The organism is Streptomyces sp. NPDC051913 (assembly GCF_044593635.1).
Taxonomy (GTDB): Bacteria; Actinomycetota; Actinomycetes; order Streptomycetales; family Streptomycetaceae; genus Streptomyces.
On sequence record NZ_JBIUCI010000001.1, the window covers coordinates 712,940 to 735,102 of the forward strand.

21 protein-coding genes and 1 riboswitch are annotated in these 22,163 nt (G+C 71.7%); of the genes, 9 read left to right on the forward strand and 12 right to left on the reverse strand.

Annotated features, from left to right (window positions below):
* The first annotated feature begins 44 nt into the window (after positions 1 to 44).
* A complete protein-coding gene (locus ACIHIX_RS03305) occupies positions 45 to 800 on the forward strand; it encodes a decaprenylphospho-beta-D-erythro-pentofuranosid-2-ulose 2-reductase (protein ID WP_399949170.1) in 756 nt (251 codons plus the stop codon).
* Between the two features lie 57 nt (positions 801 to 857).
* On the opposite strand, the gene ACIHIX_RS03310 is transcribed toward ACIHIX_RS03305, so the two are convergent.
* Together ACIHIX_RS03310 and trpS are read right to left on the reverse strand one after the other, a co-directional pair.
* Positions 858 to 1,442 (reverse strand): 2'-5' RNA ligase family protein, encoded by a 585-nt coding sequence (locus ACIHIX_RS03310; RefSeq protein WP_399949172.1) that lies wholly within the window; start codon positions 1,440 to 1,442, stop codon positions 858 to 860.
* A 185-nt stretch (positions 1,443 to 1,627) separates the two neighbouring features.
* Complete coding sequence (trpS, locus tag ACIHIX_RS03315; protein WP_399949174.1) at positions 1,628 to 2,641, reverse strand: tryptophan--tRNA ligase; 1,014 nt, start codon at positions 2,639 to 2,641, stop codon at positions 1,628 to 1,630.
* 131 nt (positions 2,642 to 2,772) lie between these two features.
* Between trpS and ACIHIX_RS03320 the strand changes: the two genes are divergently transcribed.
* The 3 genes from ACIHIX_RS03320 to ACIHIX_RS03330 all read left to right on the forward strand — a co-directional run bounded on the left by ACIHIX_RS03320 (position 2,773) and on the right by ACIHIX_RS03330 (position 5,178).
* Complete coding sequence (locus ACIHIX_RS03320; RefSeq protein WP_399949176.1) at positions 2,773 to 3,333, forward strand: RNA polymerase sigma factor; 561 nt, start codon at positions 2,773 to 2,775, stop codon at positions 3,331 to 3,333.
* A 142-nt stretch (positions 3,334 to 3,475) separates the two neighbouring features.
* Complete coding sequence (locus tag ACIHIX_RS03325; RefSeq protein ID WP_399950046.1) at positions 3,476 to 4,315, forward strand: hypothetical protein; 840 nt, start codon at positions 3,476 to 3,478, stop codon at positions 4,313 to 4,315.
* A 107-nt stretch (positions 4,316 to 4,422) separates the two neighbouring features.
* Positions 4,423 to 5,178, forward strand: a complete 756-nt coding sequence (locus ACIHIX_RS03330) for a hypothetical protein (RefSeq protein ID WP_399949178.1) — start codon at positions 4,423 to 4,425, stop codon at positions 5,176 to 5,178.
* Positions 5,179 to 5,293: 115 nt separating this feature from the next.
* On the opposite strand, the gene ACIHIX_RS03335 is transcribed toward ACIHIX_RS03330, so the two are convergent.
* On the reverse strand, positions 5,294 to 6,745 hold the full coding sequence (locus ACIHIX_RS03335) for a glycine hydroxymethyltransferase (protein ID WP_399949180.1): 1,452 nt from the start codon (positions 6,743 to 6,745) through the stop codon (positions 5,294 to 5,296).
* A 43-nt stretch (positions 6,746 to 6,788) separates the two neighbouring features.
* Positions 6,789 to 6,878, reverse strand: a riboswitch (ZMP/ZTP riboswitch).
* Positions 6,879 to 6,969: 91 nt separating this feature from the next.
* Here ACIHIX_RS03335 and rocD point away from each other — a divergent pair.
* Complete coding sequence (gene rocD, locus ACIHIX_RS03340; RefSeq protein WP_399949182.1) at positions 6,970 to 8,187, forward strand: ornithine--oxo-acid transaminase; 1,218 nt, start codon at positions 6,970 to 6,972, stop codon at positions 8,185 to 8,187.
* Between the two features lie 33 nt (positions 8,188 to 8,220).
* Here the strand turns inward: rocD and ACIHIX_RS03345 are convergent, their stop codons facing one another.
* The 3 genes from ACIHIX_RS03345 to ACIHIX_RS03355 are packed head-to-tail and all read right to left on the reverse strand — an operon-like array spanning position 8,221 to position 10,664.
* Complete coding sequence (locus tag ACIHIX_RS03345; protein ID WP_399949184.1) at positions 8,221 to 9,036, reverse strand: methyltransferase domain-containing protein; 816 nt, start codon at positions 9,034 to 9,036, stop codon at positions 8,221 to 8,223.
* 44 nt (positions 9,037 to 9,080) lie between these two features.
* Positions 9,081 to 10,274, reverse strand: coding sequence for a glutathionylspermidine synthase family protein (locus ACIHIX_RS03350; protein ID WP_399949186.1), 1,194 nt, complete (start codon positions 10,272 to 10,274; stop codon positions 9,081 to 9,083).
* Positions 10,275 to 10,301: 27 nt separating this feature from the next.
* A complete protein-coding gene (locus ACIHIX_RS03355; protein ID WP_399949188.1) occupies positions 10,302 to 10,664 on the reverse strand; it encodes a hypothetical protein in 363 nt (120 codons plus the stop codon).
* 127 nt (positions 10,665 to 10,791) lie between these two features.
* Between ACIHIX_RS03355 and ACIHIX_RS03360 the strand changes: the two genes are divergently transcribed.
* Positions 10,792 to 11,667, forward strand: coding sequence for a hypothetical protein (locus ACIHIX_RS03360; RefSeq protein WP_399950049.1), 876 nt, complete (start codon positions 10,792 to 10,794; stop codon positions 11,665 to 11,667).
* A 52-nt stretch (positions 11,668 to 11,719) separates the two neighbouring features.
* Here ACIHIX_RS03360 and ACIHIX_RS03365 read toward each other — a convergent pair whose 3' ends face one another.
* The gene (locus ACIHIX_RS03365; protein ID WP_399949190.1) at positions 11,720 to 13,111 is read right to left on the reverse strand and encodes a PLP-dependent aminotransferase family protein; all 1,392 of its coding nucleotides are present in this window, start codon (positions 13,109 to 13,111) and stop codon (positions 11,720 to 11,722) included.
* Between the two features lie 47 nt (positions 13,112 to 13,158).
* On the opposite strand from ACIHIX_RS03365, the gene ACIHIX_RS03370 reads away from it, so the two are divergent.
* Genes ACIHIX_RS03370 through ACIHIX_RS03380 form a run of 3 tightly spaced genes read left to right on the forward strand, consistent with a single transcriptional unit; the run spans position 13,159 to position 14,896 of the window.
* A complete protein-coding gene (locus ACIHIX_RS03370) occupies positions 13,159 to 13,686 on the forward strand; it encodes a carboxymuconolactone decarboxylase family protein (RefSeq protein ID WP_399949192.1) in 528 nt (175 codons plus the stop codon).
* Positions 13,683 to 14,159, forward strand: coding sequence for a carboxymuconolactone decarboxylase family protein (locus ACIHIX_RS03375; protein WP_399949194.1), 477 nt, complete (start codon positions 13,683 to 13,685; stop codon positions 14,157 to 14,159). The genes ACIHIX_RS03370 and ACIHIX_RS03375 overlap by 4 nt, the downstream gene beginning before the upstream one ends.
* 20 nt (positions 14,160 to 14,179) lie before the next feature.
* Positions 14,180 to 14,896 carry an isocitrate lyase/phosphoenolpyruvate mutase family protein gene (locus ACIHIX_RS03380; RefSeq protein WP_399950052.1) on the forward strand — a complete coding sequence of 239 codons (717 nt, stop codon included), beginning with the start codon at positions 14,180 to 14,182 and terminating at the stop codon, positions 14,894 to 14,896.
* Positions 14,897 to 15,042: 146 nt separating this feature from the next.
* On the opposite strand, the gene ACIHIX_RS03385 is transcribed toward ACIHIX_RS03380, so the two are convergent.
* From ACIHIX_RS03385 to ACIHIX_RS03405, 5 genes are all read right to left on the reverse strand, one after another.
* Positions 15,043 to 16,002, reverse strand: a complete 960-nt coding sequence (locus ACIHIX_RS03385) for an ABC transporter substrate-binding protein (protein WP_399949196.1) — start codon at positions 16,000 to 16,002, stop codon at positions 15,043 to 15,045.
* A 1-nt stretch (position 16,003) separates the two neighbouring features.
* A complete protein-coding gene (locus tag ACIHIX_RS03390; RefSeq protein ID WP_399949198.1) occupies positions 16,004 to 17,947 on the reverse strand; it encodes an ABC transporter permease in 1,944 nt (647 codons plus the stop codon).
* Positions 17,947 to 18,987 (reverse strand): glycine betaine/L-proline ABC transporter ATP-binding protein, encoded by a 1,041-nt coding sequence (locus ACIHIX_RS03395; RefSeq protein ID WP_399949200.1) that lies wholly within the window; start codon positions 18,985 to 18,987, stop codon positions 17,947 to 17,949. Before ACIHIX_RS03395 ends, ACIHIX_RS03390 begins: the two co-directional genes overlap by 1 nt.
* Positions 18,987 to 20,513, reverse strand: coding sequence for a GMC family oxidoreductase (locus ACIHIX_RS03400; protein ID WP_399949202.1), 1,527 nt, complete (start codon positions 20,511 to 20,513; stop codon positions 18,987 to 18,989). The genes ACIHIX_RS03395 and ACIHIX_RS03400 overlap by 1 nt, the downstream gene beginning before the upstream one ends.
* 71 nt (positions 20,514 to 20,584) lie before the next feature.
* Positions 20,585 to 22,084, reverse strand: coding sequence for an aldehyde dehydrogenase family protein (locus tag ACIHIX_RS03405; RefSeq protein WP_399949204.1), 1,500 nt, complete (start codon positions 22,082 to 22,084; stop codon positions 20,585 to 20,587).
* Positions 22,085 to 22,163: the final 79 nt, after the last annotated feature.

Below are 22,163 nucleotides of genomic sequence, written 5' to 3' on the forward strand. Positions count from 1 at the left end.
TCGTTTTCCGGAACCTCTGGCACGACCCATAGGAGCTGCTTGCCGTGAAGGACGCCTTCGGCCTCCCCCAGTCCCTGCTCGTCCTCGGCGGTACGTCCGAGATCGCGCAGGCCATCGCCCGCCGTCTCGTCGCCCGCCGCACCCGCACGGTGTGGCTGGCGGGGCGCCCGTCGCCCGCGCTGGAGCAGTCCGCGGCCGACCTGCGCGTCCTGGGGGCCGAGGTGCGCACCGTCGCCTTCGACGCGCTCGACCCCGAGTCCCACGACACGGTTCTCGGCAAGGTCTTCGCCGAGGGCGACATCGACATGGTGCTGCTGGCCTTCGGTGTCCTCGGTGACCAGGCGCTCGACGAGCGTGAACCGCTGGACGCGGTGCGGGTCGCGCAGACCAACTACACGGGCGCGGTGTCGGCGGGACTGGTCTCCGCGCGCGCGTTGCAGGCGCAGGGACACGGCTCCCTGGTGGTCCTCTCCTCGGTCGCCGGCGAACGTGCCCGCCGCTCCAACTTCATCTACGGCTCCAGCAAGGCCGGCCTCGACGCCTTCGCCCAGGGGCTGGGCGACGCCCTGCACGGCACCGGCGCGCACGTCATGGTCGTGCGCCCCGGGTTCGTCCGCACGAAGATGACCGCCGGCCTTCCCGAGACACCGCTCGCGACGACGCCCGAGGAGGTCGCGAAGGCCGTGGAGCTGGGTCTCAGGCGGCGTTCGGAGACGGTGTGGGTGCCCGGGGTGCTCCGGTGGGTGATGTCGGCTCTGCGGCACGTCCCGCGCGAGGCGTTCCGACGGCTGCCGATCTAGCGACCGCCGGGGAGGACGTCGTGCCGAGCCCTCCCCCGCCGTCCCGTCGTGACCGGGTCAGTGGGCGGTCGTGCCCTGCTCCACGGAGGCGGAGGAACCCTGAGGAGGCACCACGGCGGTCCCGCCGAAGGCGTACTCGCGCAGCTTGCGCCACACGCCGTCGGCGCCCTGTTCGTAGAGGGCGAAGCCGGCGCACGGCCAGCGGGCCTCGTAGTCGGCGAGTTCCTCGTACGCGCGGTCCATGGCCGCTTCGTCGATGCCGTGGGCGACCGTGACATGCGGGTGGTACGGGAACTGGAGTTCGCGGGCGACCGGCCCGGAGGCGTCACGGACCTGCTTCTGGAGCCAGGTGCAGGCCTCGGCTCCCTCGGCGACCTGGACGAACACGACCGGCGAGAGGGGCCGGAAGGTGCCGGTGCCGGACAGCCGCATCGGGAACGCGCGGCCGGCCGCGGCGACCTCGGTGAGGTGCGCCTCGATGGCGGGCAGCGCGTCGGCCTCGACCTCTGTCGGGGGCAACAGGGTGACATGCGTGGGGATGCCGTGAGCCGCGGCGTCGCCGAAGCCCGCGCGCAGCTGCTGGAGCTGGCTGCCGTGAGGCTCCGGGACCGCGATCGACACACCGATCGTTACGGTCCCCACGTCGTCTCCTGTCTTCCCTCTCGGGTGTCGGGGGTCTCCCCCTTGTCGGGTTCGTCCCGGCCGTCCGGCTATCGACTGTACGGCCACGGCTGTGTTGTGGGCAGGCGCAACCGTAGTGATGTGCAGCGCTCTGCCCAGTGGTACGTCTGTACGGTTCTGTGCGGTGGTACGCGTGCGTGCTCGCCTCAGTGCTTGGCGGGCAGGAAGCCGACCTGGTCGTAGGCCTGCGCCAGCGTCTCGGCGGCGACGGCACGCGCCTTCTCCGCACCCTTGGCCAGGATCGAGTCCAGCGTCTCCGGGTCGTCCAGGTACTGCTGGGTGCGCTCCCGGAACGGGGTCACGAACTCGACCATGACCTCGGCGAGGTCCGTCTTGAGCGCACCGTAGCCCTTGCCGTCGTACTTCTGCTCCAGTTCCGCGATTCCCGTGCCCGTGAGGGTCGAGTAGATGGTGAGCAGGTTGCTGACACCCGGCTTGTTCTCGGTGTCGAAGCGGATGACGGTGTCGGTGTCGGTGACCGCGCTCTTGACCTTCTTGGCGGTGGTCTTCGGGTCGTCGAGGAGGTTGATGAGGCCCTTCGGCGTGGACGCCGACTTGCTCATCTTGATCGACGGGTCCTGAAGGTCGTAGATCTTCGCCGTCTCCTTGAGGATGTACGGCTTGGGGAGGGTGAAGGTCTCGCCGAAGCGGCCGTTGAAGCGCGTGGCGAGGTCGCGGGTGAGCTCGATGTGCTGGCGCTGGTCCTCGCCGACGGGGACCTCGTTGGCCTGGTACAGCAGGATGTCCGCGACCTGGAGGATCGGGTACGTGAAGAGGCCGACGCTCGCTCGGTCGGCGCCCTGCTTGGCGGACTTGTCCTTGAACTGGGTCATGCGGGAGGCCTCGCCGAAGCCGGTGAGGCAGTTGAAGACCCAGGCGAGCTGCGCGTGCTCGGGGACATGGCTCTGCACGAAGAGCGTGCAGCGGTCCGGGTCGAGACCGGCCGCGAGGAGCTGGGCGGCGGCCAGGCGGGTGTTGGCCCGCAGGTCCGCCGGGTCCTGCGGAAGCGTGATCGCGTGCAGGTCGACGACCATGTAGAACGCGTCGTGGGACTCCTGCAGGGCCACCCACTGACGGACGGCGCCGAGGTAGTTGCCGAGGTGGAACGAGCCTGCGGTGGGCTGGATTCCGGAGAGCACGCGAGGACGATCAGAGGCCATGCTCACCATTCTCTCAGGTGTCGGGGTCCGATCCGGAACTGGTCGGAAACAGATGGGAACCGATCCGTCTCCTGCGGTGTAACAAGAATGTGAGAACGCGGGAGGGGGGCCGCATCGTCGATGAGGCCGCGGTGATCGCACGCGTACGCGCCGGGGACCCGGAGGCGTATGCGGAGCTGGTGCGCGCCCATACGGGCATCGCGCTCCGGGCGGCCGCGGCACTCGGGGCGGGTGCGGACGCGGAGGACGTGGTGCAGCAGGCCTTCGTCAAGGCGTACTGCGCGCTGGGCAGATTCAAGGCCGGCGCGTCGTTCCGGCCGTGGCTGCTGTCGATCGTCGCCAATGAGACGAGGAACACAGTGCGGACGGCGGCCCGGCAGCGCACGCTCGCCGGCCGGGAGGCGGCGTTGGTGGAGGCGGAGCCGCTGATACCGGAATCGGCGGACCCTGCGGTCGCGGCCCTGGAGATAGAGCGCCGTGCCGCACTCCAGTCCGCCCTGGCGAAGCTGAGCGAGGAGCACCGCCTGGTCGTCACCTACCGCTATCTGCTGGAGATGGACGAGTCGGAGACGGCCCAGGCCCTGGGCTGGCCGCGGGGGACGGTGAAATCCCGGCTCAACCGCGCACTGCGGAAACTGGGCCGACTGCTGCCGGACGCCGAGCCTCGGGAAGGGGGTGACGAGTGTGAGTGAGGGACACGAGGCCTACGGCGGTGACGGCGGCCGTGGTCCCGGGGCCGCCGGTGGCCGGGGCCCGCGCGGCCGGGGCGGCGAGCGGCGTCCCGGATCGGGGCGGCGCGGTCGGGACGGCGGGCCTCCGGTCGACGCGTCGCGGCTGCCGGAGGAGCTGCGCGCGCTGGGGCGGTCGCTGGACGCCGACGGGGGCACCGACGGCGCTCTCGGTTCCGAGACGATGGTCGAGCGGGTGCTGGGACAGATACTGGCCGAGCGGGTGCCGGTGCCGGTGGCCGAGCCCCGGGGCGCCCGGGAGCGGCTGCGGGCGGTCCGGCGCTGGACCCGCGTGCGCTGGCGGTCCCTGACCGCTGCGCTGTGCGGTCTGCTGACCGTGCTCGCGCTCACTCCACCGGTGCGGGCCGCGGTCTACGACTGGTTCGACTTCGGTGGGGTCGGGGTGCGGTACGACCCGTCGGCGGCGCCCTCGCCGGGTGCCGAGGTGCCCGGCTGCGGCAGGTCGGTGTCGGCGGCGCAGGCGGAGCGGCGGGCCGGGTTCGAGCCTCTGGTGCCGGAGGCGCTCGGTGCGCCGGAGGCGATGTCGGTGTCCGGCGGGCCGCGCGGGCGGTTCGTCGTGACGCTGTGCTGGCGCGTGGACGGGGAGACCATCCGGCTGGACGAGTTCGCCGCGGGGCTGGACCTGGCGTTCACGAAGACCGTGCGCGAGCAGCCGGAGTGGATCTCGTTGGGCGGCTTCGACAACGGCGGCGCGGGCGGCACGGCGCTGTGGTTTCCCCGTCCCCACCTGCTGAGTTTCTGGCTGGTGGGCGCGGACGGGGAGCGCTTCGGCCGGGAGGAGCGGACCGCCGGACCGACCTTGCTGTGGAGCCGTGCGGTCGGTCTCGCGGAGGTGACGCTGCGGCTGGAGGGAGTGGCGTCGAAGGGGCGGGCGGTGGAGATCGCGAAGTCGGTCGCGGAGCGTTCGGGGACTTCTTCGCAATAGTGCGGGCGGGGTGGGAACCCCGGCGGGCCGAGCGGTGTACCAGAAGTGACACACGGCTCGCGGGGACCGGGGCGGGCCGTACGGCATCGGCAAGTTGGGGGCTCGTGATGCATACGCAGGCAAGCGGCTGGAGGGGTGGCTGTCGTCGGCTGACGGCGGTCGCAGGGGTGTCGGCGGCGGCGCTCGGACTCACGCTCGGGAGCGCGGGTTCCGCGGTGGCCGGCGGGCCGACCAGCGTGTTGATCGTCTCCCCGGAGAGCGCGGAGACGGCGTCGCTGTACTACTCCGACCGGGAGTACGGCGTGTTGGAGCGCCTGCTCGGCGCGCCGGGCACGGGTACGGCGGACAAGCCGCCCGAGGCCGACCTGATCGTCGGCCCGCAGCTCAACGTCACCTGGATGGTGCACGACGTGTCGCCCTGGCGGGTCGACCGGGTCTACCCGGCGAAGGGCTCCGAGGCGGTCTGGATCCACACGGCGGCGAACCTGGACGCGTCGGCGAACGGCACCTGGCACCGCGCCCGGCAGCCCGCCGTGCTCCGCGACCTGCTCAAGGACCTGGGCGTGATGGGCAAGGCCACTGACGGCGACTCCGCGGTGGAGTATCCGCCGCCCTGGGACACGGCGGAGGGCCTGGAGGGCGCGGACGGCACGGACGTGGGAGCGCCCCCGAGCCCCGATCCGACGCTCGCCGCGGCCTCCGCCCGATCGTCCGGACCGGGCGACGGCACCACGGACTGGTGGTGGGCGCTACCGGGGATCGCGGCCGGGGTGGGCGGAACGCTGCTGATACGCCGCGCGGCGGCCCGGCAGAAGGCCGGACCGCCGCGGGAGGAACCACGCCAGGAGCTCATCGATCTGTGATCTCGGAACCTCTGATCCCTGATCCCTGATCCCTGATCTCTGATCTCTGGTCGATGTCTGATCCATCGACGATCTTCGTGAGTCGCCGTTCCTTGACAACTCAACAGGGCGTTTGTCAGCCCAGGTCGATCTCCGGGTACAGCGGGAAGCCCGCCACGAGGTCGGTCGCGCGGTGTGAGATCTCGTCGGCGACCTTGGCGTCCAGGACGTGCGCGGCCTTGGAGGGCGCGCCCGACTTGGTGGTGCCCGCCTCGGTGGTGGTCAGGACGCGGTCGATGAGACCGGCGACCTCGTCCATCTCGGCGGTGCCCAGGCCGCGGGTGGTCAGGGCGGGGGTGCCGATGCGGATGCCGGAGGTGTACCAGGCGCCGTTGGGGTCGGCGGGGATGGCGTTGCGGTTGGTGACGATGCCGGAGTCGAGGAGCGCGGCCTCGGCCTGGCGGCCGGTGAGGCCGTAGGAGGTGGCGACGTCGATCAGGTTGAGGTGGTTGTCGGTGCCGCCGGTGACCAGGGTCGCGCCGCGGCGCATCAGGCCTTCCGCCAGGGCCCGGGAGTTGTCGACGATGCGCTGGGCGTAGTCCTGGAAGGCGGGCTGCCGTGCCTCCGCGAGGGCCACCGCCTTCGCCGCCATGACGTGCGGCAGCGGGCCGCCGAGGACCATCGGGCAGCCGCGGTCGACCTGGTCCTTGAGGGAGTCGTCGCACAGGACCATGCCGCCACGCGGGCCGCGCAGCGACTTGTGGGTGGTGGTGGTGACGATCTGCGCGTGCGGGACCGGGTCGAAGTCGCCGGTCAGCACCTTGCCCGCGACCAGGCCGGCGAAGTGGGCCATGTCCACCATCAGGGTCGCCCCGACCTCGTCGGCGATCTCGCGCATGATGCGGAAGTTCACCAGGCGCGGGTAGGCGGAGTAACCGGCGACGATGATGAGCGGCTTGAACTCACGGGCGGAGACGCGCAGCGCCTCGTAGTCGATCAGGCCGGTCGCCGGGTCGGTGCCGTAGGAGCGCTGGTCGAACATCTTGCCGGAGATGTTGGGGCGGAAGCCGTGGGTGAGGTGGCCTCCGGCGTCCAGGGACATGCCGAGCATGCGCTGGTTGCCGAAGGCCTGGCGGAGCTCTGCCCAGTCGGCGTCGGTGAGGTCGTTGACCTGGCGGGCGCCGGTCTTCTCCAGGAAGGGGACCTCGACGCGGTCGGCGAGGACGGACCAGAAGGCGACGAGGTTGGCGTCGATGCCGGAGTGCGGCTGGACGTAGGCGTGGCGGGCGCCGAAGAGCTCCTTGGCGTGCTCGGCGGCCAGGGACTCGACGGTGTCCACGTTGCGACAGCCGGCGTAGAAGCGGCGGCCGATGGTGCCCTCGGCGTACTTGTCGCTGAACCAGTTGCCCATGGCGAGCAGCGTGGCCGGGGAGGCGTAGTTCTCGGAGGCGATCAGCTTGAGCATCTCGCGCTGGTCGTGGACCTCCTGGCCGATGGCGTCGGCGACGCGCGGCTCGACGGCACGGATCACGTCGAGGGCGGCGCGAAAGGCGGTGGACTCGCTGGAGAGGGGCTGCTGCTCTGACATTCGTCGGCCTCCGGATGGCGTGGCGGGTTGCGGTCACGATTCACGGTTCGGCCCAGGCGCACGGCACTCGGTCATTCCCAGGCCGCTCCCCGATGGTCCGTCCCATCCCAGCGCGCCAGTCACGGCCTGCCGGTCAGCCTACCGGGCGCGCCGGACGACGGAGGTCCCGCGTCCACCATGCGAGCGACGATAGGAAGGGGGCCACCTCACCCCTGGGAGTGCTCGTGAACGCGACGGAGAGGCTCATCGGCGCGGCCGAGGCCCACAGTGCGCACAACTACCGTCCGCTGCCCGTGGTGGTGGCCACGGCGGACGGGGCGTGGATGACGGACGTGGAAGGGCGGCGGTATCTGGATCTGCTGGCCGGCTATTCGGCGCTCAACTTCGGTCACCGCAACCGGCGTCTCGTGGAGGCGGCGAAGGCTCAGCTGGAGCGGGTGACGCTGACGAGCCGGGCGTTTCATCACGACCGGTTCGCCGCGTTCTGCGCGGAGCTCGCCGAGCTGTGCGGGATGGAGACGGTGCTGCCGATGAACACCGGCGCGGAGGCGGTGGAGACGGCGGTGAAGACCGCGCGGAAGTGGGGGTACCGGGTCAAGGGCGTGCCCGCGGAGATGGCGAAGATCGTGGTGGCGGGCAACAACTTCCACGGCCGTACGACCACGCTGATCAGCTTCTCGACCGACCCTGAGGCGCGGGCGGACTTCGGCCCGTACACACCGGGGTTCGAGATCGTGCCGTACGGGGACGCGACGGCGATGCGTGCGGCGGTCACGGAGAACACGGTGGCCGTGCTGCTGGAGCCGATCCAGGGTGAGGCGGGCGTCCTGGTCCCGCCGGCCGGCTATCTCCCGGCGGTCCGGGAGCTGACGCGCGAGAGGAACGTGCTGTTCATCGCGGACGAGATCCAGTCGGGGCTGGGCCGCACGGGTCGGACGTTCGCCTGTGAGCACGAGAACGTGGTGCCCGACATGTACGTCCTCGGCAAGGCGCTGGGCGGCGGGGTCGTACCGGTGTCGGCGGTGGTGTCGAGCGCGGAGGTCCTCGGCGTCTTCCGGCCCGGTGACCACGGCTCGACGTTCGGCGGAAACCCCCTGGCCTGCGCGGTCGCGCTGGAGGTGATCGCCATGCTGCGCACCGGCGAGTACCAGGCGCGGGCCACGGAGCTGGGCGCCCATCTGCACCGCGAACTGAACACCCTGTCCGGCACCGGCCATGTCACCGCGGTACGCGGCCGCGGCCTCTGGGCTGGCGTCGACATCGCCCCCGCCCATGGCACCGGCCGGGAGGTGTCCGAGAAGCTGATGGACCGCGGCGTGCTGGTGAAGGACACCCACGGCGCGACGATCCGCATCGCTCCACCCCTGGTGATCAGCGAGGAGGACCTGGACTGGGGACTGGACCAGGTGCGGGCGGTGCTGGGGGCTCGCCCCGGCCCGTGAGGAGCGGATCCGGGTGGAGGTTTCGGCCTCGGGTCAGAAGGGCTTGCGACCCCAGGCGATGACCATGAAGTTGGGGATGTAGGTGGTGCCTTGACTCTTTGTCAGGGTGATGACCTCCTCGATGTCCGCGTCGCTGACCTCGCCCGTGGCCAGCAGCCGGGGGCGCAGTGAGCGCAGGGTGAGGGGGAAGAAGGCGGCGGCTCCGCCGGTGAGGACCGGGGCGTGGACCTGTGCGCCGATCTCGGTCAGTCCGGCGTCCGTCAGGGCCTGGGGCAGTCGGCGGCCCGTTCCGGGGTCGACCCCGGCGGCGCCGAAGGCGGCGCGGAGTGCGCGGCCGAGGCGTTCGGCCAACTCCAGGTGCTCGGGCGGGTAGTAGCGGGCAGCGGCCGGGTACATCGGGCCGTCGATGTCGAAGTCCTCGACGACCACCCAGCCGCCGGGGCGGGTCGCCGCGGCCAGGCGGCGCAGTGCCTCGTCGCGGTCGGGCAGGTGCTCCACCACGGCCCGTGCGTGGACGAGGTCGAAGGCGCCGGCGGGGAGTTCGTCCGTGAGGAGGTCGTGGGTGCGGATCTCCAGGTTGGACAGACCGCGGTCGTGGGCGAAGCGGGTGTCCAGGTCGGTGGCGAGCACGCGCCCGGCGGCGCCGACCTGCTTGGCCAGCCAGCGCGCGATGCTGGCGGCGCCGCAGCCCACCTCCAGACAGTGCCAGCCCTCTTCGACTCCCAGCTCGGTCAGGCGGTGGCGGCTCTGGTCGTCGTAGATCTCCTCCAGGGCCAGTAACCGCCCGTGCTCCCGCTCCCAGGACGGGTCGAAGACGTATCCGCTCTCCATCGTGGCCGTGTCGCCCACCGATCGCCCCTCTTCGTTGGTTGTGGGCCGATCATTCTGTCGCGTCAGAGGATCACATGGGGCAGAAAGCGCGCGTATTCGTCGGTCACCAGTCCGGCCGACTCACGGATGCCGAGGCCGGCCGACTCGTCCTCGACGACCCAGGCGCCCAGGACGACGCGATTGCCGTCGAAATCGGGCAGGGGCGCCAACTCCTGGTAGCAGCAGGGTTCTTCGCGCAGGGCAGGGAGGTTACCGGCGCTGTCCGGTGCGTGGACGGTGACGCCCGCGCCCTCGCGGCCGAGCAGTGGTTTGGCGACGTAGCCCGCCGTCGTCGCCAGCTCCCTGGGTCCGTCGAGATAGGCCGGGAGGAGGTTCGGGTGGCCGGGGTAGAGCTCCCAGAGAATGGCCAGAAGTGCCTTGTTGCTGAGGAGCATCTTCCAGGCGGGTTCGATCCACAGGGTGGTGCCGGTGCCGCCGCCGTTGTCGAGGGTGGCGAGGACGTGGTCGGCGAAGCGGTCGGTGGTCAGCCACTCCCACGGGTAGAGCTTGAAGCAGCTGCGGATGAAGCGGAGTCGCTGGTCGACGAAGCGGCCGGAGAGCCAGTCCCAGCCGATCTCCTCCACGGAGATCCAGGCCGTGTCGAGGCCGGCCTGGTCGGCGGTCTCCTGGAGGTAGGCGACGGTCATGAGGTCCTCGCCGAGTTCGTCGGCGGAGGAGTACGCGAAGTAGAGGGGGCTGCCCGGCGGGAGCAGCGCGGCCTGCTTCTTCCAGGCGGCGACGAGGCGTTCGTGGAGGGAGTTCCACTGGTCGGCGCCGGGGAAGCGCTCCTCCATCCAGAACCACTGCGGGGAGGCGGCCTCGACGAGGGAGGTGGGGGTGTCGGCGTTGTACTCCAGCAGCTTGGCCGGGCCGGTGCCGTCGTAGCGAAGGTCGAACCGGCCGTAGAGAGAGGGGAGTTCGGCGCGGCGGCGCCAGGCCTCGGCGACCGCGTCCGCGACGCGCGGGTCGGTGATGCCGAGGTCGGCGAAGCGGTCCGCGGTGACGATGTGGTCCGCCGCCGCCAGACACATGCGGTGGAGTTCCTCGACGACGTCCTCCAGGGCCTCGACCTCCGCGAGGGAGAAGGCGTAGTAGGCGCTCTCGTCCCAGTAGGGGCGCAGGGAGTCGTCGGGGTAGCGGGTGAGCGGGTAGATCAGGCCCTGTTCCTCGACGGTCTGCTGCCAGCCGGGGCGGGGTTCGATGGTGCGGCGTTCCATGGCGTCTCTCCGGGGCGGGGTCCGTGCTCAGCCGCCGCCGCTGCCGCCGGAGCAGCCGAAGCCGCCGCGGTCCACGGCCTCGCTCTTGCTGAAGGTGCCGAAGTCGGCGCGGCCGTTGCTGACATCGGCGTCGTAGTACCAGGCGGCGTCGGCGCTCTTGCCGGTGCCGGTCTTCTTCTTGCCGCCCTTGCCGGAGGAGGACGAGGAGCCGGAGCTGCCGGAGTTGCAGTTCTTGTCAGCGACGACCTTGTAGCCCTCGTAGGTGTAGCTGTCGCGGTCGACGCAGCGGCGGTCGGGGTCCGAGCCGCAGGAGGTGAGTGCCGCCGCGACGACTCCCATGCCGCCGAGCACGACGGTGCTGGAGCGCAGCCGTCGCCGAGTTTCCGCCATGTTCCCCGTCTCCCCGTGGTGCCTCGAAGCTGTTGTCCGGCGGTCAGCCTAGAGATCGGTGAGAGTGCTCGCGCGGGCACCCCGTCCGTCTTCACGCCTCCCCTACAGTCGCTTTGTGCTCTTTGGGATGGTGTGCGCGCTGGGTGCGGCGGTCTGTTTCGGTACGGCGACGGTGTTGCAGGCGGTCGCCGCGCGGGCGGCGGGCACGCCCGACGGTTCCGGCGGGGAGGCGGCGCTGCTGCTGCGGGCGGTACGGCAGTGGCGGTACCTGGCCGGGCTCGGGCTGGACGGGCTGGGGTTCGTGCTGCAGATCGTGGCGTTGCGGTCGATTCCGATCTACGCGGTCGGGGCGGCGTTGGCGTCGAGTCTCGCGGTGACGGCGGTGGTCGCGGCGCGGTTGCTGCGGGTGCGGTTGAGCGGGGCGGAGTGGGGGGCGGTGGGGGTGGTGTGTGCCGGGCTCACCATGTTGGGGGTCGCGTCCGGGACGGAGGGGGATCTGGACGGGCCGCCGGCGCTGAAGTGGGTGATGCTCGGAGTGGCCGTGGGGGTGCTGCTGCTCGGGCTCGCCGGGGGGCGGTTGGCGGGGCGCTCGCGGGCGCTGGTGCTCGGGCTCGGGGCGGGGGTCGGGTTCGGGGTGGTCGAGGTGGCGGTGCGGTTGATCGACTCCCTCGCCCTGTCCTCGTTGCTCACGCATCCGGCGACGTACGCGCTGCTCCTCGGCGGGGGTGCCGCTTTCCTGTGTCTGACCTCGGCACTGCAACGGGGGTCGGTGACGACGGCGACCGCGGCGATGGTGATCGGCGAGACGGTGGGGCCGGCGCTGGTGGGGGTGGTGTGGCTCGGGGACCGTACGCGGGAGGGGCTGGGGTGGCTGGCGGTGCTGGGGTTCGCGGTGGCGGTCGCGGGGGCGCTGGGCCTGGCCCGCTTCGGTGAGGCACCTGCCTCCGGGGGTGGGGCCGGGGAGGGTGCGGACAGCGTGAGGGGTGCGGGGGCCTCTGGGTGACCGCCCCGGGTGCGGCTCCTCCGGCGCCGCTTCCTCGACCCGCGGGCACCCCCTACGGCATCGCCCTGCACAGGGCCTCCAGGGCCCCCGTCCACCCGCTGTCCGGTGGGGTGCCGTAGCCGACGACCAGGGCGTCCAGGCCGTCCGGGGCTGCTTCGGGGTGGCGGAAGTAGGAGAGGCCGTGGAGGGCGACGCCCTGCCAGGACGCGGACTGGACGACGGAGTGTTCGGTGCCGGGCGGGAGGCGCAGGACGGCGTGGAGGCCGGCGGCGATGCCGGTGATGTGGACGTCGGGGGCCTGGGCGGCGAGGGCGGTGAGCAGGGCGTCGCGGCGGCGGCGGTAGCGCAGGCGGGAGGCGCGGACATGGCGGTCGTAGGCGCCGGAGGTGATGAATTCGGCCAGGGTCAGCTGGTCGAGGGCGCTGGAGGTGTCCACCTTGCCCTTGGCCGCCGCCGTCTCCGCCGCCAGGGACGGGGGCAGGACCATCCAGGCGAGGCGAAGGCCGGGGGCGAGGGACTTGCTGGCCGTGCCGAGATAGACGACACGGTCGGGGTCCAGGCCCTGGAGGGCGCCGACGGGCTGGCGGTCGTAGCGGAACTCCCCGTCGTAGTCGTCCTCCAGGATCAGGCCGCCGGTGCGGCGGGCCCACTCGACCACCGCGGTGCGGCGGGCCCGGTGGAGGGGGACGCCCATCGGGAACTGGTGGGCGGGGGTGAGCAGCAGAGCACCCGCGTCGCCGAGGTCGGCCGGGTTCGTGCCGAGGCGGTCGAAGGGGATCGGCGGGGTGCGCAGGCCGGCGCCGACCAGCTGGTTCCAGTGCGCGTCGAGGCCGTACGACTCGACAGCGGCCGTACGGACGCCGCGGGCCCGCAGGACCGTGCCCAGCAGGCGCAGGCCGTGGGCGATGCCCGAGCACACCAGGACGCGGTCGGGGTCGGTGCGGACGCCGCGGGCGCGGGCGAGATAGTCGGCCAGGGCGGTGCGCAGTTCGATGCGGCCTCGCGGGTCGCCGTAGCCGAGGGCGTGGTTCGGGGCCGTGAGGAGGGCGCGGCGGGCCGCCTTGAGCCACTCGGCGCGCGGGAAGGCGGCGAGGTCGGGGGCGCCGGGGCGGAAGTCGTGGGCGGGGCGGTGCGGCGCCCGGGGGCCGGGGCCGCCCGGGGCGGCGGAGGGGGCGGCCACCGTGCGTTCCGCCACCCTCGTGCCCGAGCCCTGCCGGGCGGTGAGCCAGCCCTCGGCGACCAGGTCGGCGTAGGCGTCGGCGACCGTGTTGCGGGCGATGCCGAGGTCGGTGGCGAGGGTGCGGGACGAGGGCAGCCGGGTGCCCGGGGCCAGGCGGCCGGTGCGGACCGCCTCGCGCAGGGCGTCGGTCAGGCCCCGGCGCAGGTGTGGGCCGGCGGGTTCCAGGTGGAGGTCGACGCCCAAAGTGGCCCATGATTTCGCCATGGGAATGGACCATACCGGTGGGCTGCCTCGAATCTAGGGTCGAGGACATGACGACGCACACCGACGACAGGACCCCCACCGATCAAGGAACCGGCACCGTGGGCTACGCCCCCGCGCACACCCCACGGCTGGCCTGGGCCGAGCAGGCTCCCGAGGTCTTCAAGGCGATGGTCCGGCTCGACGCCGCCGCCCGGAAGGGCCTCGACCCGAAGCTGCTGGAGCTGGTGAAGGTCCGCGCCTCGCAGATCAACCACTGCGCGCTCTGCGTCGACATGCACAGCAAGGACGCCCTCGCGGCGGGCGAGAGCGTCGAGCGGATCGTGCAGCTGAGCGCGTGGGAGGAGTCGGAGCACTTCTACACGGAGCGGGAGCTGGCGGCGCTGGCGCTGACGGAGGCGGTGACCGTGCTCACCGACGGGTTCGTGCCGGACGCGGTGTACGAGCGGGCGGCGGCGCACTTCGAGGAGGCCGAGCTGGCGCAGCTGATCGCCGCGATCACGGTGATCAACGCGTGGAACCGGTTCGGAGTGACCTGCCGGCTGGTTCCCGGGCACTACCAGCCGGGGCACAAGTGACGGCGCGTACGCGGCTGTTGGACAAGCAGGTCGCGCAGGCCATGTCCACGCTGAGCGCCGCGGCGAAGAGAGGTCTCGGGGATCCCGCGCTGGCGGAGCTCGTCGTGATCCGGGCCTCGCAGCTCAACCACTGCGCGTTCTGTCTCGACATGCATCTGACGATCGCGCGTCAACACGGGGTGCCGGAGAAGCAGTTGGATCTGCTGGCCGCCTGGGAGGAGGCCGAGGGGGTCTTCGACGAGCGGGAGCGGGCCGCGCTCGCGCTGACGGAGGCGGTGACCGTCCTGACCGGGGGCACCTCCCAGGCTTTCGGCTCTGGGGGAGGTTTCGTGCCGGACGAGGTGTACGCGACGGCGGCCAAGCACTTCGACGAGAGCCGGCTCGCCCATCTGGTCGGTCTGATCGTCGCCATCAACAACTGGAACCGGGTGATGGTGAGCCGCCGTATCCCGCCGGGGGGTTACACAGCATGAGCGTCGGAGGGTCACCCGAGATGAGCAAGGTCGAGATCTTCCAGCGGCTCCATCGGCGCCGGGCCGTCGACGACCCGCTCGTCCTGCCGGGTCCCTGGGACGCGGCCAGCGCCCGGGTGTTCGTCGAGGCCGGCTACCCGGCGCTCGCGACGCCCAGCGCGGGGGTCGCCGCCTCGTTGGGCTACGAGGACGGGGAGACGCCGGCCGACGAGATGTTCGCGGCGGTGGCAAGGATCACCCGGTCCGTGGACGTGCCCGTGTCCGCGGACGTCGAGGACGGGTACGGGCTGGCTCCCAAGGAGCTGGTGGAGCGGCTGCTGGAGGCGGGTGCCGTGGGCTGCAACCTTGAGGACTCCAACGGGGGTGTCCTCAAGGACCCGCACCAGCACGCCGAATGGCTCGCCGAGGTGCGGTACGCGGCCGGGGACGGGCTCTTCGTCAACGCGCGTATCGACACCTTCCTGCGCGGGGTCGACGATCCCGAACGGGCCATCGAGCGGGCCGCGTTGTACACCGCAGCGGGCGCCGACTGCGTGTATCCGATCGGCGCCCCGGCGGACGTACTGCCCCTGCTGCGGTCCGGGATCCATGGGCCGGTGAACGTGTTCGCGAAGGTCGGTACGGGCCCCTCGCCCGCCGAGCTGGGCGAACTCGGGGCCACCCGCATCACGTTCGGGCCGGGCTTTCAGCGGCGGGCGGGGGCGATCCTCCACGACTTGATGGAGGAGATGCGCTGACTCCGCCCAGCCCCGGCATCAGAAGCGGACCTCCGGCGTGCGGTAGACCCTGCCGTTGCTCATCTGCCGGCCGGAGGCTCCGGTGCGGATTCCCGACGCCCTCTCGACGGATCTCCGACAAGACAACAGATCACCAACAGGGGCGTTCAGGAGAGCCACGCCCGCCATGTGGACCGATGGCCCTCGACCCACTTCCGCGCCGCCTCCTCCGGTGACAGTTTCTGGTCGGCGATCATCAGGGAGACCTCGTTCTGGTCCTCGGTCGTCCATTTGAACTTCTTCAGGAAGGCCGCCGCCGAGCCGCCCGAGCGGGCGAAGTCGGAGTTGAGGTACTTCTCCAGCGGGGTGTGCGGATAGGCGCAGGCGACCTTCGCGGGGTCGGCGTCGCAGCCCTCCTTGTAGGCGGGAAGCTTCACCTCGGTCATGGGGACCTTCTCGAAGAGCCACTGCGGCGCGTACCAGTAGGTGAGGAAGGGCTTCTTCTCCTTGGCGAACTGCTTGATCTGGGTGATCTGGGCGGCCTCGGAGCCGGCGAAGACGACCTGGTAGTCCAGGTCGAGGTTGCTCACCAGCGCCTTGTCGTTGGTGACGTACGACGGTGAGCCGTCCATCAGCTGGCCCTTGCCGCCGCTCTCGGCGGTGCGCATGAGGTCGGCGTACTTGTCGAGGTTCTTCCAGCTGGTGACGTCGGGGTGCTGCTTGGCGAAGTACGTGGGGACGTACCAGCCGATGTGGCCGGTCACGCCGAGTTCGCCGCCGCGCGTGATGGTCTTCTTGTCGTCGACGTAGCGCTGTTCCTGCTCGGGGTGGCCCCAGTCCTCCAGGATCGCGTCGACCCGGCCCTGGCTGAGCGCGTCCCAGGCGGGGACCTCGTCGACCTGGACGGTGTCGACGCGGTAGCCGAGCTCGTGCTCCAGGAGGTACTGGGCGACGGCCACGTTGGCCTGGGCGCCGACCCAGGACTGGACGGAGAGGGTCACCGTCTTCGCGCCCTGGGCATGGGCGAAGGGCGAGGACTGCTGGGTCATGTCGGCGGCGCCGCAGCCGGTGAGCAGCAGCAGCGAGGCGACCGCGGCGGTCGCACACATACGGGTACGGATGCGCATGTCACGCTCCCTTCTTCGTTCGGCGGTCCGTCGGCTGGGTCACCCGGTCGAGCATCAGGCCGAGGCAGACGATCGCGGCGCCGGCCACCAGACCGGTCGCGAGGTCGCCCTGGGCGAGGCCGAAGACGACGTCGTAGCCGAGGGCGCCACCGCCGACCAGGCCGCCGATGATGACGACGGCGAGGACCAGGACCACGCCCTGGTTGACGGCGAGCAGCAGAGCCGGGCGGGCGAGCGGGAGCTGGACCTGGCGCAGCTGCTGCCAGCTCGTCGCGCCGAGCGAGCTCGACGACTCCATCGCCGCCGGGTCGACCTGGCGCAGCCCCTGGGTGGTGATGCGGACGACGGCGGGCAGCGCGTAGACGACGGCCGCGGCGACGGCGGGGGCGCGGCCGACGCCGAACAGGGCGACGACCGGGATCAGATAGACGAACTGCGGCATCGTCTGGAAGACGTCCAGGACGGGGCGCAGGGCCCGTTCGAGGCGGTCGCTGCGGGCCGCCGCGATACCGGTCGCGAAGCCGATGACCAGGGTGACGGCGACGGCCGCGAGGACCTGGGAGAGGGTGTCTAGCGCCGGTGTCCAGACGCCGAGGACGCCGATCGCGGCCATGGCGAGGACCGCGGTGAGCGCGGTGCGCCAGGTGCCGATGAGCCAGGCGAGGGTCGCGACCAGGAGCAGCATCGACCACCAGGGGAGCCAGGTCAGTCCGTCCCGGAGCGGGTTGAGGACCCACGTGGTGAAGTGGGCGGCCCAGTCGGCGGTGCCGCCGACGACGGGGACGCCGGAGTAGAGGTGGTCGGTCATCCAGTCGACGGTGCGGTTGACCGGCTCGGCGATCGGCACGGTCCAGGCGTCGGGCCAGTCGAGGCGGCCCATGAGACGTGCGGCGACGGCGATCGCGAGGGCGGCGACGAGGGCGTACGGCCATGCCCGGCGGCGCGTCTGCGAGGGGGGCGTCGAGCCGCCGCCCGCCGCTCCGGTGACCCGGTCCAGTACGACGGCCAGCAGCACGATCGGGATGCCGGCGGCGAGGGCCGCGCCGACGTCGACGGAGGCGAGGGCCTGGTAGACGCGGTCACCGAGGCCGCCCGCGCCGATGACCGACGCGATGACCGCCATCGACAGGGCCATCATGATCGTCTGGTTGAGGCCGAGGAGGAGCTCTTTGCGGGCCAGTGGGACACGGGCGGTCAGCAGTCGCTGGCGGGCGGTCGCGCCGAGGGACCGTACGGCCTCCAGCACCTCCTTGTCGGCGCCGCGCAGGCCGAGCGCGGTGAGGCGGGCCATGGGCGGGGCGGCGTAGACGACGGTGGCGAGGACGGCGGCGGGGACGCCCATGCCGAAGACCAGGACGACAGGGAGGAGATAGGCGTACGCCGGGAGGACCTGCATGGTGTCGAGGACCGGGCGCAGGGCGCGGTCGAGGCGGTCGTTCAGACCGGCGGCGAGGCCCAGGACGGCTCCTACGGCGACGGACGCGGCGACGGCCACGACCATCAGGGCGAGGGTCTGCATCGTCGGCACCCACATGCCGAGGAGGCCGCAGGTGAGGAACGCGGCCACGGTGCCGAGGGCGAGGCGCAGACCCGCGACCCGCCAGGCCACCAGGGCGCTCAGGGCCGTCACGCCGGCCCAGCCGGCCGCCAGCAGCACGAGGTAGACGGCGCGTACGGAGAGGACGACCGCGTTGCTGATGTGGCCGAAGAAGTAGAGGAACAGGGGGTGGGTGTCGCGGTTGTCGACGATCCAGGTGCTGACCCGGGTGAGCGGGTCGGAGAGGTCGACGGTGAGGGCGTCCGGCCATGCGCCGCCGGCCCAGCGGGCGGTCGCCAGCGGGACGAGGACGGCGGCGGCCAGGGCCAGCAGCGCGAGTTTGTGGACGGCACGGTGCCTGAGGACGGCGGGCACGGTACGCGGGGAGAAGACGGTGATCGCAGCCATCAGACCGCCTCCTTGGCCGTACCGGCCACCACCCCGAGCAGCCCGTCCGCGTCCACCATTCCGACGCACCGCCCCTGGTCCACCACCCGAGCCGGCTCGCCCGCCCGGGCCACCGCCTCGATCGCCTCCGAGACCGTGGCGTTCGGCGGGACGGCGGGGCCCTTGCCCGCGTCGCCGTCCGACACCGCCCGCATCGCCGTGCGTACCGTCAGGACCTGCTCCCTCGGTACGTCACGGACGAACTCGCGGACGTAGTCGTCGGCCGGGGAGCCCACGATCTCCTCCGGGGTGCCCAGTTGGACCACCTTGCCGTCGCGCATGAGGGCGATGCGGTCGCCGAGTTTGAGGGCCTCGCTCAGGTCGTGCGTGATGAAGACCATCGTGCGGCCCTCCTCGCGGTGCAGACGGACGACCTCCTCCTGCATGTCCCGGCGGATCAGCGGGTCGAGCGCGCTGAAGGGCTCGTCGAAGAGGAGGACCTCGGGGTCCACGGCCAGCGCCCGGGCGAGACCGACACGTTGGCGCTGGCCGCCGGACAGCTGGCTCGGCCTGCGCTGCTCCATGCCCTCCAGGCCCACCTTGGCGACGACCTCCGCCGCCCGCGCCCTGCGTTCCGCCTTCCCCATGCCCTGGATCTCCAGGCCGTAGGCGACGTTGTCGAGGACCGTGCGGTGCGGCAGGAGACCGAAGTGCTGGAAGACCATCGCGGCGCGATGGCGGCGCAGTTCGCGCAGCCGGGACCGGTCCATGGCGCGGACGTCCTCGCCGTCGATGGCGAGGGTGCCCGCCGTCGGCTCGATGAGCCGGGTCAGACAGCGCACCAGCGTGGACTTGCCGGACCCGGACAGGCCCATCACCACGAAGACCTCGCCCTTGCGCACGTCGAAGGAGACGTCCCGGACGGCGGCGGTGCAGCCGGTGCGGGCGCGGAGGTCGGCGGGGTCGAGGGCGGCGAGTTCGGGGTCGGTGGGGACCTTGTCGGCCTTGGGGCCGAAGACCTTCCAGAGCCCGTTCACGGAGAAGACAGGGGTTTCGCTCATCACGCACCGCCTCCGATCAGGTCCACGGCTTTCTCACCGACCATGAGCACCCCGATCATCGGGTTCACGGCCGTCATCGTCGGGAAGACCGACGCGTCGGCGATTCGGATGCCCGCAAGGCCCCGGATGCGCAACTCTGGGTCCACCACGGCGAGTTCGTCGTCGAGCGCGCCCATGCGGCAGGTGCCGGCCGGGTGGTAGACGGTGTGGGCGACCTTGCGGGCGTACTCGCTGAGGTCGTCGTCGCTGGTGACGGACGGGCCGGGGCAGACCTCGCGCTTGAGCCAGCCCGCCAGTGGTTCGGTGCGCGCTATCTCGCGGGCGATGCGGATGCCGTCGACCAGGGTGCGGCCGTCGTAGTCGTCCTCGTCCGTGAAGTAGCGGAAGTCCAGGGCCGGTTTGACCGACGGGTCCGCGCTGGTCAGGTACAGGCGGCCGCGGCTCCTCGGCTTGGGGATGTTGGGGGTCATCGAGACGCCGTGGGAGGGGCGTTCGTAGCCCAGCCGTTCCGGGTTGTCGGTGAAGGGGACCTGGTAGAAGTGGAACATCAGGTCGGGGCCCGCGTGTTCGGGGTCGCGGCGGACGAACAGGCCCGCGTCGGAGTCCATCGCGGAGTTCTCCGGGATGGGGCCGTTCGTCTCCCAGACGATCACCGACTCGGGGTGGTCGAGCAGGTTCTCACCGACGCCCGGCAGGTCGTGCACGACGGGTATGCCGAGGGCCTCCAGGTCGCGCGCGGGACCGATGCCCGAGTGCAGGAGCAGGCGGGGCGAGTCGACGGCGCCCGCGCACAGCAGCACCTCGTTGCGGGCGCGTACGACGAACTCCTCGCCGTCCTTGGCGCGGACGTGGACGCCCCGCGCGCGTGTGCCGTCCAGGTCGAGCCGGTGGGCCCAGGTCTCCAGCAGGAGCGTCAGGTTGGGGCGTTCGTCCATCACCGGGTGCAGATACGCCACGGACGCCGAGGACCGCTTGTTGTTCTCGGGGTGGTAGGCGAGGTCGAAGAAGCCGACGCCGTCGTTGAAGGGCCGTCGGTTGAAGCCCTCGACGCGCGGGACGCCCGTCGCCTTCTGCGCGGCGTCGACGAAGTCGCGGGCGATGGCGTTCCGGTCCTTCTCGTCGACCGGGACGATGTTGTTGAGGAGCCGCGCGTAGTACGCCTCCATCGGCACCGCGCCCCACCCCTTGGCGCCGTTCGCCTCCCACTCGTCCCAGTCGGACGGGAGCGGCTTGAAGGAGATGAGGGTGTTGTGGGAGGAACAGCCGCCGAGGACGCGAGCACGGCTGTGCCGGATGTGGGAGTTGCCGCGTGGCTGCTCGACCGTCGGGTAGTCGTAGTCGAGGTCGCCGCCGAGGAGGCCCATCCAGCGGCGCAGGGTGAGGACGTCCTGGCGGTCGACGTCGCTGGGGCCGCCTTCGATGACGGCGACGGTGACGTCCGGGTTCTCGGTGAGCCGGGAGGCGATGACGGAACCGGCCGTGCCGCCGCCTATGACGACATAGTCGTACTCGTGTTTGTGGTGCATGGGGGTTGCTCCTGGAAGGTGGGGGGGAGGGCGGGGGTCAGCCGGCGAACCAGGCGACGGTCTCGGGCCGTTCAGCCGGCGAACCAGCGGACGGGCTTGGGCGCGAGGTTCTGGTAGATGTGCTTGGTCTCGCGGTACTCGGCCAGCCCGGCGGGGCCCAGCTCACGGCCGACGCCGCTCTTGCCGAAGCCGCCCCACTCCGCCTGCGGGAGATAGGGGTGGAAGTCGTTGATCCAGACGGTGCCGTGGCGCAGCCGGCCGGCGACCCGGCGGGCGCGTCCCGCGTCGGCGGTCCAGACGCCGCCGGCGAGGCCGTACTCGGTGTCGTTGGCGAGGAAGACCGCCTCGTCCTCCGTACGGAAGGTCTCGACGGTGAGGACCGGGCCGAAGACCTCCTCGCGTACGACCCTCATCTCGCGGTGGCAGGCGTCGAGGACGGTCGGCTCATAGAAATACCCGGCGTCCAGGCTCTCGGGCCGCTTGCCGCCCGTGCGCAGCACCGCGCCCTCCGCGAGTGCCGAGGCGACGTACGCCTCGACCTTGGCTCGCTGCTGCTCGGAGACGAGGGGGCCGCACTCGACGCCGTCGTCGGTGCCGCGGCCCAGCCTGATCCGGCCCGCCCGGTCGGCGAGTTCGGCGACGAAGCGTTCGCGTACGGACTCCTCGACGATGAGGCGGGCGCCCGCCGAGCAGACCTGGCCGCTGTGGATGAAGGCCGCGTTGAGGGCCTGGTCGACGGCGGTGTCGAAGCCCTCCTCGGTGGCGCAGGCGTCGGCGAAGACGACGTTGGGGTTCTTGCCGCCGAGTTCCAGCGCGACCTTCTTGACCGAGGGCGCGGCGGCCTGGGCCACCTTGGTGCCGCTGACCAGGCCGCCGGTGAAGGAGACGAGGTCGACGTCGGGGTGCTCGGCGAGCCGGGCGCCGACCGAGGCGCCGGGCCCGGTGACGATGTTGGCGACCCCGGCCGGGAGACCGGCCTCCGCGAGCAGTTCGATCAGCGCGACGGTCGTCAGCGGAGTGATCTCGCTGGGCTTGACGACGAAGGTGTTCCCCGCGGCGAGCGCCGGGGCGATCTTCCAACTGGCCTGGAGGAGCGGGTAGTTCCACGGGGTGACGAGGGCGCAGACCCCCACCGGTTCGTGCACGACGACACTGTGGACGTCGGGCGAGCCGGCGTCGACGACCCGGCCGGAGGCCTCGGCGGCGACGAGCCCGGCGAAGTAGCGGAAGGCGTCGGCGACACAGTCGATGTCGACGCGGCCCTCTTCGAGGGTCTTGCCCGCGTCGCGGCTCTCCAGCAGGCCGAGCCGTTCGCGGTCGCGCATGAGGAGGTCGGCGACGCGGTAGAGCAGGGCGGCGCGTTCGGCGACCGGGGTGCGTGGCCAGTCACCGTGGTCGAAGGCCTGCCGGGCGGCGGCCACGGCGAGGTCGGTGTCCTTCTCGTCTCCCTCGGCGACGACGGCGAAGGGCCGGGCGTCCGCGGGGTCGAGGATCTCGCGGGTGGCTCCGGAGACCGCGTCCCGCCATGTTCCGTCGACGTGGATCGTCCGCTCTTCGTGCTGCCTTGCCATGCTCGCTGTCGCCTTCCGTTCCAGTTCGGTTCCCCTGAGTCACACAGGTGTCACTCACCGGGACCGTCAGCACCTGCCC

What these genes read in the sequence shown, in the direction of transcription:
- trpS (WP_399949174.1), bottom strand. Translation starts at nt 2,641, where the DNA reads ATGGCCTCTGATCGTCCTCGCGTGCTCTCCGGAATCCAGCCCACCGCA.
- ACIHIX_RS03330 (WP_399949178.1), top strand. Translation starts at nt 4,423, where the DNA reads ATGCATACGCAGGCAAGCGGCTGGAGGGGTGGCTGTCGTCGGCTGACG.
- ACIHIX_RS03335 (WP_399949180.1), bottom strand. Translation starts at nt 6,745, where the DNA reads ATGTCAGAGCAGCAGCCCCTCTCCAGCGAGTCCACCGCCTTTCGCGCC.
- ACIHIX_RS03350 (WP_399949186.1), bottom strand. Translation starts at nt 10,274, where the DNA reads ATGGAACGCCGCACCATCGAACCCCGCCCCGGCTGGCAGCAGACCGTC.
- ACIHIX_RS03355 (WP_399949188.1), bottom strand. Translation starts at nt 10,664, where the DNA reads ATGGCGGAAACTCGGCGACGGCTGCGCTCCAGCACCGTCGTGCTCGGC.
- ACIHIX_RS03360 (WP_399950049.1), top strand. Translation starts at nt 10,792, where the DNA reads ATGGTGTGCGCGCTGGGTGCGGCGGTCTGTTTCGGTACGGCGACGGTG.
- ACIHIX_RS03365 (WP_399949190.1), bottom strand. Translation starts at nt 13,111, where the DNA reads ATGGCGAAATCATGGGCCACTTTGGGCGTCGACCTCCACCTGGAACCC.
- ACIHIX_RS03370 (WP_399949192.1), top strand. Translation starts at nt 13,159, where the DNA reads ATGACGACGCACACCGACGACAGGACCCCCACCGATCAAGGAACCGGC.
- ACIHIX_RS03380 (WP_399950052.1), top strand. Translation starts at nt 14,180, where the DNA reads ATGAGCAAGGTCGAGATCTTCCAGCGGCTCCATCGGCGCCGGGCCGTC.
- ACIHIX_RS03385 (WP_399949196.1), bottom strand. Translation starts at nt 16,002, where the DNA reads ATGCGCATCCGTACCCGTATGTGTGCGACCGCCGCGGTCGCCTCGCTG.
- ACIHIX_RS03390 (WP_399949198.1), bottom strand. Translation starts at nt 17,947, where the DNA reads ATGGCTGCGATCACCGTCTTCTCCCCGCGTACCGTGCCCGCCGTCCTC.
- ACIHIX_RS03395 (WP_399949200.1), bottom strand. Translation starts at nt 18,987, where the DNA reads ATGAGCGAAACCCCTGTCTTCTCCGTGAACGGGCTCTGGAAGGTCTTC.
- ACIHIX_RS03400 (WP_399949202.1), bottom strand. Translation starts at nt 20,513, where the DNA reads ATGCACCACAAACACGAGTACGACTATGTCGTCATAGGCGGCGGCACG.
- ACIHIX_RS03405 (WP_399949204.1), bottom strand. Translation starts at nt 22,084, where the DNA reads ATGGCAAGGCAGCACGAAGAGCGGACGATCCACGTCGACGGAACATGG.